Origin of the sequence: Flavobacterium segetis (assembly GCF_900129575.1) — a bacterium.
In the GTDB taxonomy this organism is placed as follows: Bacteria; Bacteroidota; Bacteroidia; order Flavobacteriales; family Flavobacteriaceae; genus Flavobacterium; species Flavobacterium segetis.
In genome coordinates this window covers 21,273-38,592 of sequence record NZ_FQWE01000008.1, presented here as the reverse complement: position 1 = coordinate 38,592, position 17,320 = coordinate 21,273, and the positions used below count along the sequence as shown (strand labels likewise).

Below are 17,320 nucleotides of genomic sequence, written 5' to 3'. Positions count from 1 at the left end.
TAAAACTTTAATTAACCAAATTTATTACACATGAAAAAACGAATTTTATTATTTAGGGGAATAAACTTCATGCTCTTAATGATGTTCCTGTGTCAATCCAACTTTACTTTTGCGCAAGAAAATCAAATGCAAAAAAGTATTTCAGGAAAAGTAACAGACAATAAAGGAAATACACTTCCCGGAGTAAATATTATAATAGCGACAACGAGTATTGGAACAACGAGTGACGAAAATGGAAAATTTACATTAAGAATCCCCTCTGATCTAAAAAATCCAAGTTTAAATTTTACCTACATTGGATTTTTAGATCTTACTATAGCTGTAAATAACAAAACAGACTTAAATATCACACTTGAGGAAGAAAACAATAAACTTAACGAAGTAGTAGTTATAGGATACGGTTCCATTAAAAAAGGGAATGTTACTGGAGCAATATCTTCAATAAAGAAGGAAAGCATTGAAACTAGAGCTACAAATAATGTTTCAGAAGCGATTCAAGGATTGGTAGCTGGTGTAAATGTTCAAAAAAGTAGCGGTGCTGCAGGTGCTGCTGTAAAAATAAAAATTAGAGGAATTAATACTTTTGGAAACACAGAACCATTATGCATTATTGATGGATTTCAAGGATCTTTAAGTTCCGTAAATCCTACAAATATCGAGTCTATTGAAGTGCTTAAAGATGGAGCTGCTGCGGCTATCTATGGTTCAGTTGCTGCAAACGGAGTAATTATCGTTACTACTAAAGCTGGCCTTAAACAGGGTATAAAAGTTGATTTCACTTCTTTTGTAAACAGTACATCATCAGTAAAAAGAATAGAATTATTAGATGCTGAGGGCTATAGAACCGTTCATAAACGAATGTATGACGAATACAATAAGTATGCGAATACACCTGTTTCATTGCCAGCATACATAAGCGCTCCGATAACAGCCAACACGAACTGGCAAGACCAAGTTTTTCGTTCTGGATTAGCTCAAAACTATGGTTTAGGTATTCAAGGTCGAGAAGGAGTTATAAAATTTGCCTTATATGGTAACTATGCCAAAGAAAAAGGAATTATCATCGATAATAACTTTGGACAAAAAAATGCAAGTGCAAGAGTAAGTTTTAAAAAATCAATTTTTGATATAGACACTAAACTTTCTTACCTAACGACTAAAAGTGAGCAACCTAACTTTCAATTAAAAGAGGTTTATGCAATAGCTCCATTAGTTCCTGCTTTGGATTCAAATGAAACTTACGGATATGGATTAACGAACAAAAATGGACTACCTTTTAACACAAACCCTGCAGCCGATGAGCGTTTTAGAAGTGGGGATTTAAAAGGTCAAGATTTTACAGCTAACATTTCGATCACTGCTAAGATAGCACCTTGGTTGAAATTTAAAACTGCCTATTCTCACCACGAATTAAATTCACAGCGTACGGCACATAACCCACCATTTATCGCAAACATACAAGCACTAGAAAAATATACAGTTCATAGAGAAGTTAGAACGTACTGGAGTGAACAAATTTTTGAAAACACCTTAATGATGGATAAAAAATTTGGCGAACATTCTATCGACTTCTTGTTAGGTAATACTATTAATCCTTCCTCTTCTAACTGGAATGACATTACAGTTGAAGGAAGAACGACTGACCAATCTGTAGTAGACGGTCAACTTGTTTCAACGGAACGTGCTGCAGGATTTTTAGATCCAGGTTTTGAAACTATTGGAGCGGGAAAAGGAGGAACTTATTCTGCTGACGGTTCAAAATATCAGTATAATAGACTTTCCTACTTTAGTCGTATTAACTACTCTTACAAAGATCGTTACTTAGCACAAGCGACTATACGTTATGACGGATCATCAAAATTTGGCAAAGACAGTCGTTGGGGAGCATTTCCATCTGTGGCTTTAGGTTGGAAAATTGATAAAGAAGATTTTTATCCAGAAGATTTCATTGTTTCTACAGCTAAGCTACGTGCCAGTTGGGGACGTTTAGGTAACGAAGCTGCTTTAGGATATTACACGTCTAGCTCTTTGATTTACTCAGGGAATTACTTAAATTCTGGTTACGTACAAGGAACAGGTAGTAATCCATGGCCAGGCAGTATTGCAACTGCATTAGAAAACCGCAACCTAAAATGGGAAACTACTGATTCAAAAAATATAGGTCTTGATTATGCCCTTAGAAATGGTAAAATTAGCGGTTCGATAAACTACTATCGCAATGTCACAGCTGATTTGTTAATTACAAAGAAACTAGCACCTTCGGCAGGAATAGACAACCCAATCCTAAATGTTGGAAAAGTAAGTAACCGCGGGCTTGAATTTGAAATTAATTATAGCGAACAAAGTAATGACTTTAAATATAACGTCGGTTTTAATATTAGTTCACTTAAAAACAAGGTCGAAAGTCTTGCTAATGCAGACCAAGCTATTAACGGACAAGGGCTTAAATTTGATACGGAGCACTTTCCAACTCAAGCAAGAGTAGGAACGCCAATAAGCTCTTTTTATCTTTACCGTGCCAATGGTATTTTTCAAACTACAGACGAAGTGAATAGCTACGCTAGCAGCGGAAATTTAATACAACCTAATGCTAAACCAGGTGATGTTAGATTTAAAGATTTAAACAATGATGGTCTTATTGACGAAAATGATAAAGAATATGCAGGTACAGGTTTACCAAAGGTAGAAGCTAACCTAACTTTAGGGGCTAGCTACAAAGGATTTGACTTTAGTACTTTGATTGGAAGCGGGTTTGGAAACAAATTATACAATGGTAACAGATATTTTTATGAATCTATGAGCTCAGGAACTAATATGCTGGCTTCTACTCTTAATTCTTGGACTCCAGATAATAATAGCAACATTCCACGTGCAGTACTTGGTGATCCTAACGGAAATAGCAGAGAATCAGATCGTTTCCTTGAGAATGGAAACTTTGTAAGAATGAGACAATTACAAATAGGGTATTCATTACCTACCTCATTATTAGAATCAGCAAAAATAGACAAGCTTAGATTTTATGTAAGTGCTGAAAATGTATTCACCATTACTAAATACTCAGGAACAGATCCAGAGTTCTCTAGAAACAACTTACTAGATACTGGTGTTGACCGTTTTGTATATCCATTTACCAGATCATTTATTGTAGGTGTGCAGTACGTATTTTAAAAAATCTATAAAGAAACAATTATGAAAAGTATATATAATTTTATTACCGTATTATGCATCTGCATACTAGCAGGATGTAGTAACGATTTCCTAGAACAACAGTCGCCAGACCAACTTAACTCTTCCACTTTTTGGAGAAATAAAGCGGATGCCGAGGCTGGATTATCGTCAACCTATGCTTATCTCGAAGGATCAGTTGAAGAGTATGCTTTTGCTGAAGTAAAATGGCCTGTAGAGGCTTATCGCGAAGACATTTGCAAACTAGGTAGTGATGCCTTAAATTATCAAAACTGGGTGGAACTTGCCGATTTTACGTATACAAATGGTAATAGCCAATTAACATCTTATTGGAAATTAAATTATCGTGGTATTAGTAATGCTAATCAAGTTATTACGAAGGTTGGAGAAATACCTGCATCTGCTATTAGTGAAGCTGATAAGAACCAAATTATTGCAGAGGCACGATTTTTAAGAGCTTACTATCATTTGAAATTAATTCTTAATTGGGAAAAAGTAAAATTAAGAACTAAATATATTACAAATCAGAACGAAATAAGCAGTCCTCTTGCTGAACGTGCAGAAACATGGGATTTTATTGTAAGCGAATTTAAAGCAGTTGCTGAAGTACTTCCTGCAGCTCAACCTGCTGATAAAGCGGGTCGTGCAACAAGCGGAGCTGCTAATAGCTATCTTGGTTTTGCTTATTTGACTAGAGCGTATGAGGAAACTGCAAACAAACAAACGTATCTTACTGAATCAGTTAAAGCTCTTGATAAAGTTCAAGGATATGAACTAGTAAAAGACTATGTGAGTTTGTTTAATGGAACAAACAAAAACTCAAAAGAATCTATTTTTGAACTTCAATTTAGTGAAAACACTTCAAACGGTGCATTCTACCGTACTGCGCTACATTTCTGGATGGCTGCAAGTGAATTAGGCGGTTGGGACGAAATTCTGCCAACAGATATGTTGATGAATGAGTTCAAAAAAGAAGGTAAAATAGCCACTACAGGAAATTATGATAGTCGTCTTTATGGTAACATTTTCTTTAAAGATCCTTATTTTAATGACGCTTCAAATCCTAGAATTTTTGGTGAAACATACGATGCCAAATTTGGAACTGCTAACAAGCCAGTTTTCCGTAAGTACTTACCTCCTACTCAAAATCAAATGGACACCGAATTTTTAGGACTTAATGTTCCTTTAATGAGATATTCAAATGTCCTTTTGATGAAGGCAGAAGCTTTAAACGAATTACAACGTTCAGTTGAAGCAATACCTTTTATCAATCTTGTAAGAGCTCGTGCTGATATGCCTGGAATGATCGGAATAACTTATAATGCTGTGAAAGCGCAAATCGAACACGAAAGAATTATTGAGTTTCCTTTAGAGAACTTCCGTTTTTATGATTTACGTCGTTGGGGAAAAACTAAAATAGCCCTTGACGCAGTAGGTCGTACTGGCTTTGACGCAACAAAAAATAACTTTTATCCAGTTCCTTTAACTGAAATACAAAATAATTAAAAGGTGAATAAATAGATTCAAATAAAAAGAATAGTCCGAATAAAACTTGTACTATTCTTTTTAATTTAAAAAAATAAATATTTTACGTTACAAAATAGAATTAATATAAGAGAATGTATTTTAGCTCAAATTGTGTAGTTAAGAGGATATTATCTTTCTAAATAAAAAGTACTTGTGCTTTTCAACTGTAAACTACTTAAAATAATCATGTACAAAAAAGAAAAAATTTATATACTTCTGTTCTTAATACTATTCCAAAGTAGTTTTGCCCAAAGTATATTTAGCAACTTAGAATTAAGTAAAAACAACTTAAACTACAAAGGAAATCCTGAAAATGCTAAGGATAGAAAATCATTAGCTTTTTCTGACAAAGGTGCTTGGTTTGCCTTTGGATTATTACAACCTTCTGATCTTCAGGGCGGATTTTCAGGTCCTTTTTTAATGACTGAGCAAAACGGAGTGTGGTTAAGTTCTTCCTTTCTTTCTTTACATCTGATCGATGACAAACAACAAGAAATGATCAATTGGAAAACGGCTTTAAAAAGTCAGAACAGTTACAATAGCCATTTAGAACAGGAGTTTTCAAATGAAAAAGTAAGCATCAAACAAGAACTAGTTTTTTCATCTGGACATACTGCGATTCAAAAAACTAGTATAACAAATACTTCTTCAAAAAGCATTTCGTTCACACCTACTTTCAAATCAGCTGTTTATCTAAATAACTTGGAACTTTCAGTTGTAGATAAGACTTTAAAAGTGGTTTCATCAAAAAGTAACGCTATTGGTTATGTGCAGTTTATTAATGAGAACAGCAAAATAGAAGTTACGAAGAATGGCTTTACAGCAGAGACGTCTCAACTAGTATTACAACCAAATGAAACTAAAGAAATAATCGTTTCTCAAACTTTTATTTTCCCTCAATACGACTGGAAAAAAGAGAAAGAAAGCATTTCGAAATTAAAATTTGAATCAGTTTTAGAACAAACACAACAAGAAAAAGAAAATCAATTAGTACAATTAATTACTAAAAAAAAGCCGACCTACAAAGATTCCGAATACTCTGTTTTCCTAGCGAAATTAGTGCTCACCTTGCAAAACAACACTAGAATTGCAGCTGAAGGTTTAAAACATGCAGGAATTTTTCCTAGTTATCATTACGAATGGTTCCATGGTTTCTGGGCTTGGGACAGCTGGAAACATGCTGCGGCAATTGCAGAAGTGGACCCAGCTTTAGCCGAAAACCAAGTACGAGCTATGTTCGACTTTCAAGAGCCTAATGGTTTTATTCCGGATTGCATTTATAGAGATACCTCAATTGAACCTAATAATTATCGAAATACTAAATCACCGCTAGCTTCTTGGGCAGTTTGGGAAATTTACAAACAAAATAAAAACGTAGATTTCGTTAAAGAAATGTATCCAAAATTAAAGAAATATCATGCTTGGTGGTATAAAGATCGCGATCATGATCAAGATGGACTTTGTGAATTTGGATCCACAGATGGTACTTTAGTGGCTGGGAAATGGGAAAGCGGAATGGACAATGCAGTACGATTTGACAACAGTAAAGTACTCAAAAATTCAGAAAACGCTTATTCGCTGGATCAAGAAAGTGTGGATTTAAACTCTTTTCTCTATGCTGAAAAAAACTATTTAGCTCAAATGGCTAAAGTTTTAAAGCTCGCTAAAGATGAAAAAAAATGGAAAGCAGAAAGCAAAACCCTAAAAAAGCAAATTCAAACGCAGTTTTGGGATGCAAGTACAGGATGGTTTTATGACACTTCTTTGGATGGAAAAACATTCGTGAAAGATATGGGATGCGAGGGTTTCTTGCCACTTTGGGCTGAAGTTGCTTCTAATAAACAAGCAAAGGCCATAAAAGATAATTTACTTAATCCAAATACCTTTAATACTTTTGTGCCTTTACCAACATTGGCTAAAAACAATCCGAAATTTAATCCTGCTAATGGATATTGGAGAGGACCAATATGGTTAGATCAAGTATATTTCGGTATCAATGGATTAGAAAAATACGGTTACAAAACAGAAGCCAATATTTTAACAAAAAAACTGATTCATAACACCGAAGGCGCTTTAGAAAAGGGAAAATCTATAAGAGAGAATTACCATCCTACAAGTGGAAAAGGATTAGAAGCTCAAAATTTTAGCTGGTCAGCCGCTCATTTTCTACTACTACTTTTAAACAACTAAAAAATAAACGATTAAGAAATGATAACTTTTAATTCCCTTTTATCCAAGCTCACATTAGTAGCTTTAGTAGTATTTACTTGCCATTCGACGCAAATAGTTGCTCAAAATAAAAAAGCAGCTACAACAGAAAAAAAAGACCCACAACGATTTTTCGATAAAGCTGATTTAATGCAAATTGGGGTGTATTATTACCCTGAGCAATGGCCAAGAGAACAATGGGATCGCGACTTAAAAAACATAAAAAAGTTAGGTTTTGAATTCACACATTTCGCTGAATTCGCATGGACATATATGGAGCCAGAGGAAGGTAAATATGATTTTAAATGGCTAGATGAAGCTATGGCAATAGCCGAAAAAGAAGGTTTAAAGGTAATTCTTTGTACGCCTACACCTACTCCACCAGCTTGGATGGGTGATAAATACCCTGAAATATATTTAGTTGATTCTAAAGGCAACCGAAGACAACACGGAAATAGAGCAAATATTTCAGTAACAAATGAAAAATACCGTGAATTCACAGCGAAAATAGTTACTGAATTGGGAAAAAGATACGGTAAAAACAAGAACGTTATAGGTTGGCAAATTGACAACGAACCTTTGTCTACAGAGGATTTTAGTCCTTCTGCTAGAACAGCATTTCAAATTTGGCTTAAAGCCAAATACGGAACTATTGAAAAATTGAATACGGAATGGGTTGGTAGTTTCTGGAGTACACGTTATTCTAACTTTGAACAAATCGTATTACCTAACACCGAAGTTTATTTTGAAGATAAGTTAAGTCCACATACGATTTTAGATTTCAAACGATTCACTGCTGATGCTCAAGCTAGTTTCTTAAACGATCAAGCCGAAACATTGCGAAAATATACGGATCCAAAACAGTGGATAACAACTAACTTCACTAATGTAACTTACGATTCAGACCCACGAAGAGCTAATAAAATGGACTTTATCACCTATACAATGTACCCAGTAAGTGGTCAAAATAATTTAGGCGGAGATAATTTTAGAATGGGACATCCTAGTAAAATTCATGAAGCAAACGATTATTACCGTTCAATCAATGGCGTTACAGGGATTATGGAATTACAACCAGGACAGGTAAACTGGGCAGGTATCAACCCGCAATTGCAACCGGGAACTGTGCACATGTGGCTTTCACAAGCCTTTGGAGGTGGTTGTGCTTTTACGTGTACTTACAGATACAGACATCCGCTAGGAAGTAGCGAAATGTATCACGAAGGCATTGTGGGTAATGACGGAGTGACACTTTCTACCGGTGGAAAAGAGTTTGTACAGTCTATTCAAGATATGAAACTATTGCGCAAAGAGTATGACCCTAAAGCAGTGCTTCCGCAGAAAATTGCCAATAGAAAAACAGGTTTTTTATGGAGTCACGAAAATCTTTGGGACTTAGAAAATCACAAGCAAACTAAACATTGGAGTACTTGGAAACACAGAAACACCTATTCCTCAGCTATAAAATCTACTGGAGCGCCAGTTGATTTCCTTACAGAGGAAGACAATTTTGATGATTATCCATTTATTGTCGCATCAGCATATCAACTAATTGATCAAAAATTAGTGGACAAGTGGACTAAGTATGTTGAAAATGGTGGGAACTTGATTTTAAGTTGTAGAACGGGACAAAAAGACAAAAACGGACATTTTTTTGAAGCCAACTGGAGTGCGCCAATTGTGCCTTTAATTGGAGCTGATGTTGACTTTTTTGATGTGTTAGTTACAGATATGAAAGGAAATATAAAATCAGCTAACAATAACTTTCAATGGAATACTTGGGCAGATGTATTATCTCCTAGAAAAGGAACTGAAGTTTTAGCCACTTATGAAGATCAATTTTATAAAGGAAAAGCTGCCGCAGTTACTAGAAAATTAGGAAAAGGAACAGTAACTTACATCGGTGTAGAAAGTATTGATGGAAACTTAGAGAGACAAATTGTACGCAGCGTATATGAAAGAGCAAATGTGGCTATTGAGAATTTACCAAGCGGTGTTTTTGTTGAATGGAGAGATGGCTTCTATGTAGGAGTTAATTATTCTAACGATGCTGTCGAACTTGAGATCCCAAAAGGAAGTAAAATATTGGTGGGAAAAAATCCTTTGCAACCTGCACAAGCTGTAATTTGGAAATGAAATTAAAAATAAAACTAAAAATTTACGAATGAATTTTTCAGAAGAAACTATTGAGCAATTAGCAAAAGACCATTACGGGCTAGCTACAACCGTAAAATCATTAAATGGTTATGACGAGTTAAATTTTCTTTTAACTACTGATACAAATGAAAAGTATATTCTAAAAATTTCCAATGAAGATCATCCTCTTCTCTTTTTAGATGCGCAGGTTAAAATCATTCAGCACTTATCCAAGAGTACTCTTGCTAATGAATTTCAGCAGTTTTGCATCAACACGCAAGGTGAGGCTTTGACAAAAATTGAGGCCGATTCTAAAATATATTATGTTAGAATCCTCAATTTTCTAGAAGGTACTTTTTGGGTAGAAAAAGAAAACAAATCAAAGGAGTTGTTTTACAATCTAGGATCCTTTTTGGGAAAAATGGATTATGAACTTCGTGACTTTTCTCATCTTGCTATGCACCGCCGTTATACTTGGGATGTAAGTTGTGCTAGCGAGGCAAATAATAATTTAAAATACATTCTGGATCACGAAAAAAGACGAATCGCAGGTTATTTCTTGTTGCAATTTGACAGCGAAGTGCTTCCACTAATCCATACTTTGCGTCATGCCTACATACATAACGATGCAAACGATTATAATATCCTGGTTCAAGAAAATCAAATAAGTGGTTTAATTGATTTTGGAGATATGGTGTACACCGCGCTTATCAACAATCTAGCGATTGCGTGTACTTATGCAATGCTTGGAGAGAAAGATCCATTGGCTGTTACTGCATCGATTGTTGAGGGTTATCATAAATCGTATGCCCTTACGGAGCAAGAAGTTGATTTGTTGTATTATCTAATTGCAGGGCGACTTTGTATTAGTGTGACACAGTCTGCTTACAACGCTTCATTAGACAGTAACAACGAGCATCATTTTCTTACTGAGAAACCAGCTTGGGAATTGCTGAGCCAACTTATTCGAATTAATCCACTAAAAGCGCAAGATACTTTTAGAAAAGCTTGTGGTTTTACAGCATTAATCACTGATGAAAACTATGCAGATATATTAAAATCTCGTGAGAAAAACATTGGTCGAAATTTAAGCATTGGATACAAAGAAAAATTAAAGATCACCAAAGGAGCGCTACAATATCTTTATGATGATAAAGGGCGAACTTTTGTAGATTGTGTCAATAATCCATCACATGTGGGCCATTGTCACCCAGTTGTTGTTCGAAGAATGCAAAAGCAAATTGCTAATTTAAACACCAATACGCGCTACCTTAATGACACCATTATCGAATATGCCGAAAAACTTACCGCTACTTTACCAGCTGCCTTAAGTGTTTGCTATTTTGTAAATTCGGGTAGCGAAGCTAATGATTTGGCAATTCGAATGAGTCGCCATTTCACAAAACAGAAAGACATCATTGTACTGGATCATGCTTATCATGGTACTTCAACGGTTGCTATGGAAATGAGTCCGTATAAATTTGATAGTAAAGGCGGATTTGGAAAAATGCCTTGGATTCATAAAGCCATTAACCCCGATTTATATCGTGGTCCTTACAAATATGGAGATGAAAACGCTGGTGAAAAATATGCTACTGATGTAAAGCGCATTATCAAAGATTTAAAAAAAGAAGATAAAGCGCCTGCGGTATTTATTTGCGAAACGCTATTGGGTGTTGGAGGCCAAATCCCGCTTCCTAAAGATTATTTAAAAACCGCTTATGCACACGTTAGAGCTGCTGGAGGAATTTGTATTGCCGATGAAGTTCAGGTTGGTTTTGGAAGAATTGGCGACCATTTTTGGGGCTTCGAATTGCAAGATGTCGTTCCCGATATTGTTGTTTTAGGAAAACCTATTGGTAACGGCCATCCACTGGCTGCAGTGATTGTTACTAATGAAATTGCAAATGCTTTTAATAACGGCATGGAATACTTCAACACCTTTGGAGGTAATCCCGTATCTATGACAGCAGGATTAGCAGTATTAGATGTTCTTCAAGACGAAGAAATGCAACAACATGCATTAGAAGTTGGAAACCACCTGATGGACGGTCTTAAAAAATTAATGGCCAAATATCCTATAATCAGCGATGTTCGTGGACACGGTTTATTTATAGGTGCAGAAATGGTTAAAGACAGAGTTACAATGGAACCAGCTGTTACTGAAATTGATATAATTGTCGAAAAAATGAAAGAAAAAGGATTTTTATTAAGTACAGATGGTCCTTTGCATAATGTATTAAAAATAAAACCACCAATGCCTTTCAATAAACAAAATGCAGATGAGATGATTGAATTATTAGATCTTGCTTTAAGCGAGCTATAAAAATCAATCTTCCATTTATAAAATACTAGATTAAGCAATAATTTTATTCTAAATGAAACATAAAAATTCTCTTTCACAGAGTACTATCAATCTTAAAAGTTTAGAAAATCAATTAGAGGGTAAATTATTTTACGATCATACTATGCGCTTGTTATACGCTACAGATGCGAGCGCCTATAAGGAAATGCCGTTGGCTGTTGCGATACCTAAAACCAAAGAGGATATTCAGAAAATCATTGCTTTTGCTAGAGATAACAAAAGCAGTGTGATTCCGAGAGCTGCGGGAACTTCTCTGGCAGGTCAAGTAGTAGGAAACGGAATAATCGTTGATATTTCGCAAGAATTTACTAAAATCCTTTCGGTAGATCCAATAAAAAAAACAGCTTGGGTTGAACCCGGAGTGATCCGTGATGAACTCAATCTTCATTTAAAAGCACTCCATCTATTTTTTGGCCCAGAAACGTCCACTAGCAATCGTTGCATGATTGGAGGAATGGTAGGAAATAATGCTTGTGGTGCTAGATCAGTCGTTTATGGTTCCACACGCGAACATTTATTAGAAATAACGGGATTCTTAGCTGATGGTAACGAAGTAACTTTTGGTGCTTTATCGAATACTGAATTTGAAGAAAAATGCAGCGGAATTAATGTAGTAAGCCCATTAGAAAAAGCGATTTATGTTCAAATTAAAGAAATATTATCGTCAAACGAAAACAGAATATTATTCGATGCTAACTTTCCAAAAAAATCAATTGCAAGACGAAATACAGGCTACGCCTTAGACTTATTGATAGACAGCAAACCGTTTTGTGATACCGAAGAAAAGTTCAATTTCTGTAAATTAATCGCTGGGTCAGAAGGAACCTTATTCTTTTCGACAGCCATAAAATTAAATCTTGTTGATGCTTTAAAACCATTGTCGGCACTGGTTTGTGTACATTTTGACAGTATTAATGAAGCCTTGAAAGCCAATTTAGAAGCGCTAAAATTCAGCCCTAACAGCGTCGAATTGATAGACAATTATATTCTTGAATGTACCAAAGAAAATATCGAGCAGAGCAAAAACCGCTTCTTTGTAAAAGGTGATCCCAAAGCGATTCTAGCCATAGAATTTCTGAGAGATACGCAAGATGAAATTGATGCACTTGCCAAAGAGATGGAAGCTTTAATGCGCTCTAAAAACCTCGGTTATCATTTTCCTATTGTTTACGGTGAGGAAACAAATAAAGTATGGAATTTGAGAAAAGCGGGACTTGGATTATTATCGAATATTCCTGGTGATGCAAAAGCTGTAGCCGTGATCGAAGATACCGCTGTAGATGTTAATGATCTACCCGCTTTTATAGAAGAATTTAACACCGTTTTAAAAGCACGAAATTTAAACTGCGTGCATTATGCGCATGCTGCAACTGGAGAGTTACACCTGCGTCCCATCATTAATTTAAAAACAACAGAAGGCACAGCCTTATTTAGAACCATCGCAACTGATATTGCGCATTTAGTAAAAAAATACAAAGGCTCTTTGAGTGGCGAACATGGTGACGGAAGACTTCGTGGAGAATTTATTCCGCTAATGCTGGGTGACGAAATCTATCAGTTATTTTTACAAATAAAACACACTTGGGATCCTTGGAATGTTTTTAATCCTGGAAAAATTGTGAACACGCCACCAATGGATACTAGTTTAAGGTATTCCGCAGGACAAATTACAGCCGAAATCGAAACTTATTTCGACTTCTCAGAACAAGACGGAATCCTTCGTGCTGCCGAAATGTGTAATGGCTCTGGGGATTGTAGAAAAACCGAAAAAAGCGGTGGTACCATGTGCCCAAGTTATATGGCGACACGCAATGAAAAACATACCACACGAGCGCGAGCAAATATTTTAAGAGAAACAATTACCAACTCAACTCAAGAGAATAAATTTGACGATGAAGGATTGCTTGATGTCTTAGATCTATGTTTGAGCTGTAAAGGTTGTAAATCAGAATGTCCTTCAAATGTGGATATGGCAAAGCTTAAAGCAGAAACATTTCAACATTACTACAACAAAAACGGGGTGAAATTTCGTTCGCTACTCATTGGAAACACCCCAAAAATAAATGAACTTTTCGTATCAGTTCCGTGGTTATATAATTTATCTACTAAAGGGTTTTTAGGAAAAATAATCCAGTCAGCTACTGGTTTTTCAACAAAAAGAGAGTTGCCTTCTATGGCCAAAGTCACTTTTGCAAAATGGATAAAAAAATACAATCAACAAGGAAACTTTGTGCACGGCTCTATTTATCTGTACAATGATGAGTTTTTGAATTATTATGATCTAGAAATAGGTCAAACTGCGGTTAAACTACTAAACCGTTTGGGGTATCAGGTGATCGTACCAGAAATTGGTATCAGTGGCCGAACTTATTTATCGAAAGGAATGTTGATTAAAGCACGAGAAATTGCAGAGAAAAACATCACCGATTTTGAAAAAATGATACCTTATGATAAAATTTTAATTGGAATAGAACCTTCAGCTATTTTATCATTCAGAGATGAATATCCTGATTTATGTCGAGGAGATTTAAAAGAAAAAGCTAAAAAAATTGCAAAAAGAACCTTTCTTATCGAAGAATTTCTTGCTAAAGAATTAGATGAAGGACGAATATCGTCAAGCAGTTTTACTAATAAAGAAGAACGTGTTCGCATGCACGGACATTGTTTTCAAAAAGCATTATCTTCTTTAGTTCCATTGAAGAAAATCCTAATGTTGCCAAAAAATTATACCGTACTAAACATTCCTAGCGGCTGTTGCGGTATGGCGGGTTCCTTTGGCTATGAAAAAGAGCATTATGATATTTCGATGAAAATTGGCGAACTTGTTTTATTTCCATCTATTCGTTCTGAAAAAGAAGCAACATTAATCTCCGCATCTGGAACCAGTTGCAGACATCAAATAGCGGATGGTACCAATAGAAAAGCAGAGCATCCGGTAAGCATATTGTATAATGCATTAAAGTAGTGTAGCTGTTTTAATACTTTGCCAAACTTTTTAACTTGTCCTATTATGTAACAAAAAATGCTTCCATTCAGGAAGTATTTATATTTTGCAGAGAGGATGAAACTTTCATTACAATCCAATAGTATATTTTATATACTTATTGTTTTAAAAATCAGTTGTTTAGTTAAAATTACAAACCACTACATATTACTAAACCATTTTAAAAAATCCGTGATTTAGTCCCCGCTATTTAGAGTAGCGACTAAAAATACAACAATATAATGAAATGAAAATACGTTTATAATTTTCGAATTCCTAATGAAACTATTCTGACACTACATATTTCTTCTCGGCGATAGTCAGACTGATTTTCCGTAAGAACTTATATTTGAAATGGTGTTGACTGCGAGCGATTGATTTATCGAAAAAATTCGTGTTTAAAAGCGTTTTAATTTTTCTTAAAGTCAGTAAAGGACTACTGTAATTTGTTTCACTCATTACCTTATTTGTTTTACGTCTCAAATTTAATCGTTAAGTACCTTTGCAACATAAAATTAAATACAGAATTATGAATTTACCAGACAATATTACGGGAAAAACAATAGTGATAACCGGAGCAAGTAGCGGATTAGGAGAAACTACAGCACGTCATTTGGCATCGAAAGGCGCAAACGTTGTTTTAGGGGCCAGACGGGAAGAAAATTTAAAACAAATAACAGCTGAGATCAACCAAGCTGGAAAAGGAAAAGCCATTTACCTGAAAACAGATGTCACTAAAAAAGACCAGGTACAGGCCTTAGTAGACAAAGCGGTGCAGGAGTTTGGAAAATTAGATGTAATTATTAATAATGCCGGTTTAATGTCTATCGCTCCAATGAGTGAGACTAAAGTTGAAGAGTGGGAAAGAATGATCGACATTAATATTAAAGGCGTTTTATATGGTATTGCAGCAGCATTACCAATATTTCAAAAACAGGAATCCGGACATTTTATTAATTTGTCATCGGCAGCAGGAGTAAAAGTATTTAGTCCAGGCGGAACGGTTTATAGTGGGACTAAATTTGCGGTGAGTGCTATTTCTGAAGGCTTACGTTATGAAGTGGGTGGAAATATAAGAACCACGTCAATTGCACCGGGTGCGATTGAATCTGAGTTAAAAAATGGAAGTTCCCATAAAGAAAGTGCAGATTTTGTTAAAGAATTTTACAAGTCGGCTATTCCCGCAGAGGCCATAGCCAGAACGATTGCATTTGCGATAGAGCAGCCCGCTGATGTGGATGTAAACCAGATTGTTCTTCGTCCTACAGTACAGGAATTTTAATCAAAAACAGCTACTTTTGTATTGCAAAGTAAATGGGCTCTAATTCTTTAATTTGAGCCCATTTTTAATGATAGAATTATGGTGCATTTCAATAAAATAATAGATTACAATACCTTTATAGGGTATAAGAAACCTAAAAAAGAACTGATCGATGTGGTACGCTACGACGACTGCAATGATCTTAGATTGTCCTGCTCCGGATTAACGTCGGATTTTTATATGATTGCATTCAAACAGAATATGTCTGATTTAAAATGGTTTGGAAATACCGAATACGATTCAAAATCCGGATTTTTATATTTTATAAAGCCTGGACAGGTCCATCAATGGGAAGTACAAGAAGCTTGGACAGGATATCATATTTTAATTTCGCCACTGCTTTTGCAGGAATATAATATTGATTTTAGTTTTTTGCAGTATGAAATAAATGAAGCTCTTTTTTTATCCAAAGATGAGCAGCTTCAAATTGAAAATTTATACATGCAGCTATATGATGAATACCAAAAAGATACTTATGAATTAGAGATTTTAATTGCCTACTGCAATTTGATTTTTACGCATGTAGTAAAGTTTTATAAACGACAGTTTTATTCTCGAGAACCGCTTTATAATAAAATAGTGGTAGAATTTAAAAAGGAACTAAATACTTATTATGTAGAAAATGAAAATCGGTTGCCCACGGTACATTATTTTGCGGAAAAATTAAATTTATCAACCAACTATTTTGGGGATCTCATAAAAAATCATACGGGTAAAACGCCGTCGGAAATCATTCAAAACAAGATTATAACCGAAGCAAAACAACGGCTGAGATCTACTGAAAAAACCATCGCAGAAATTGGCTACGATTTAGGATTTGAATATCCGACTTATTTCACCAGATTTTTTAAAAAACTGACTGATTATACTCCCTCAGAATTTAAGATTAATAAGCTTAGATAAACATAGAAACTTAGGTTGTAAGTTTTTGCCTGCTGCTTTGAATAGGAATTTAAAACGCTACAACGCAATTTCTAAATTGTTCTAAAAACCAAGCTTCGTTCTATATCCACCAGATTTCTGGTTTTATGGACTTTTTCGTCTATATTTTCAATCAGTAAAATATCGTCACCTTTAAAATTCCGTTTTCCCTCTTTTGAGATTTCAATTTCCATTTCGCAATCCTGAAAAATGATGTATTGTCTTTGTGGAATAGCGAGGAAATCGTAATCGTAACAAGGTTTTACTGCCCGAAACACCATTATATTCATCTTGATTTCATCGGACAAAAACCCTATTCTCAACAAAACCTCTTAAAAACTCCCGAGCGCGTTCCTCACTTAAACGTCGAAATAGTTAAGAAGTTTGTAGAGGGTTAAGGATTGACTTTTGTTAATGAAAAAATCACCCCGCACGACGGGCACCTACAAAAGTGATATTTAAAGCTTTAGATTTTACACTAGTTGACAATTTAAATTAAATCTATGTACTTCTATATGTACCAACCTACCGACAAACTAACAAGGAATTCTTGAAAATAGAATTTCCAAGAGTTACTTATCTAAGATCTTTGTCACAGTTTAGAACTTTGACAAAGTTGATACGAGTCTGCGACGATTGCATTCACTAGAAAGCGAAACAGTAAAAAACTACA

Annotated in this window: 10 protein-coding genes; 9 read left to right on the top strand and 1 reads right to left on the bottom strand. The window is 35.1% G+C overall.

From position 1 onward, the window contains the following. Positions 1 to 30 precede the first annotated feature (30 nt). The 8 genes from BUA99_RS11800 to BUA99_RS11765 all read left to right on the top strand — a co-directional run bounded on the left by BUA99_RS11800 (position 31) and on the right by BUA99_RS11765 (position 16,629). Entirely contained in the window at positions 31 to 3,168 is a 3,138-nt protein-coding gene (locus tag BUA99_RS11800) for a SusC/RagA family TonB-linked outer membrane protein (protein WP_072992522.1), read from the top strand. A gap of 21 nt (positions 3,169 to 3,189) precedes the next feature. Then, positions 3,190 to 4,692, top strand: coding sequence for a RagB/SusD family nutrient uptake outer membrane protein (locus BUA99_RS11795; RefSeq protein ID WP_072992519.1), 1,503 nt, complete (start codon positions 3,190 to 3,192; stop codon positions 4,690 to 4,692). Between the two features lie 207 nt (positions 4,693 to 4,899). Continuing rightward, a complete protein-coding gene (locus BUA99_RS11790; RefSeq protein WP_072992517.1) occupies positions 4,900 to 6,903 on the top strand; it encodes an MGH1-like glycoside hydrolase domain-containing protein in 2,004 nt (667 codons plus the stop codon). 18 nt (positions 6,904 to 6,921) lie between these two features. Then, positions 6,922 to 9,057: a beta-galactosidase gene (locus tag BUA99_RS11785; protein WP_072992515.1), complete on the top strand. Its 2,136-nt coding sequence runs from the start codon at positions 6,922 to 6,924 to the stop codon at positions 9,055 to 9,057. A 28-nt stretch (positions 9,058 to 9,085) separates the two neighbouring features. Further along, complete coding sequence (locus BUA99_RS11780; RefSeq protein WP_072992512.1) at positions 9,086 to 11,383, top strand: aminotransferase class III-fold pyridoxal phosphate-dependent enzyme; 2,298 nt, start codon at positions 9,086 to 9,088, stop codon at positions 11,381 to 11,383. Positions 11,384 to 11,435: 52 nt separating this feature from the next. After that, the gene (locus BUA99_RS11775; RefSeq protein ID WP_072992510.1) at positions 11,436 to 14,387 is read left to right on the top strand and encodes an FAD-binding and (Fe-S)-binding domain-containing protein; all 2,952 of its coding nucleotides are present in this window, start codon (positions 11,436 to 11,438) and stop codon (positions 14,385 to 14,387) included. 547 nt (positions 14,388 to 14,934) lie between these two features. Beyond that, positions 14,935 to 15,687 (top strand): SDR family oxidoreductase, encoded by a 753-nt coding sequence (locus BUA99_RS11770; RefSeq protein ID WP_072992508.1) that lies wholly within the window; start codon positions 14,935 to 14,937, stop codon positions 15,685 to 15,687. Positions 15,688 to 15,765: 78 nt separating this feature from the next. After that, the gene (locus BUA99_RS11765) at positions 15,766 to 16,629 is read left to right on the top strand and encodes an AraC family transcriptional regulator (protein ID WP_072992506.1); all 864 of its coding nucleotides are present in this window, start codon (positions 15,766 to 15,768) and stop codon (positions 16,627 to 16,629) included. A 71-nt stretch (positions 16,630 to 16,700) separates the two neighbouring features. On the opposite strand, the gene BUA99_RS11760 is transcribed toward BUA99_RS11765, so the two are convergent. Further along, a complete protein-coding gene (locus tag BUA99_RS11760) occupies positions 16,701 to 16,937 on the bottom strand; it encodes a hypothetical protein (RefSeq protein WP_084673540.1) in 237 nt (78 codons plus the stop codon). A gap of 209 nt (positions 16,938 to 17,146) precedes the next feature. On the opposite strand from BUA99_RS11760, the gene BUA99_RS15590 reads away from it, so the two are divergent. Next, entirely contained in the window at positions 17,147 to 17,296 is a 150-nt protein-coding gene (locus BUA99_RS15590) for a type ISP restriction/modification enzyme (RefSeq protein ID WP_159430952.1), read from the top strand. The last annotated feature ends 24 nt before the right edge of the window (positions 17,297 to 17,320 follow it).

Excerpts from the sequence above, each read along its gene's own strand:
- BUA99_RS11785 (WP_072992515.1), top strand. The coding sequence starts at position 6,922 with ATGATAACTTTTAATTCCCTTTTATCCAAGCTCACATTAGTAGCTTTA.
- BUA99_RS11775 (WP_072992510.1), top strand. The coding sequence starts at position 11,436 with ATGAAACATAAAAATTCTCTTTCACAGAGTACTATCAATCTTAAAAGT.
- BUA99_RS11790 (WP_072992517.1), top strand. The coding sequence starts at position 4,900 with ATGTACAAAAAAGAAAAAATTTATATACTTCTGTTCTTAATACTATTC.
- BUA99_RS11770 (WP_072992508.1), top strand. The coding sequence starts at position 14,935 with ATGAATTTACCAGACAATATTACGGGAAAAACAATAGTGATAACCGGA.
- BUA99_RS11760 (WP_084673540.1), bottom strand. The coding sequence starts at position 16,937 with ATGAATATAATGGTGTTTCGGGCAGTAAAACCTTGTTACGATTACGAT.
- BUA99_RS11765 (WP_072992506.1), top strand. The coding sequence starts at position 15,766 with ATGGTGCATTTCAATAAAATAATAGATTACAATACCTTTATAGGGTAT.
- BUA99_RS11800 (WP_072992522.1), top strand. The coding sequence starts at position 31 with ATGAAAAAACGAATTTTATTATTTAGGGGAATAAACTTCATGCTCTTA.
- BUA99_RS11795 (WP_072992519.1), top strand. The coding sequence starts at position 3,190 with ATGAAAAGTATATATAATTTTATTACCGTATTATGCATCTGCATACTA.
- BUA99_RS11780 (WP_072992512.1), top strand. The coding sequence starts at position 9,086 with ATGAATTTTTCAGAAGAAACTATTGAGCAATTAGCAAAAGACCATTAC.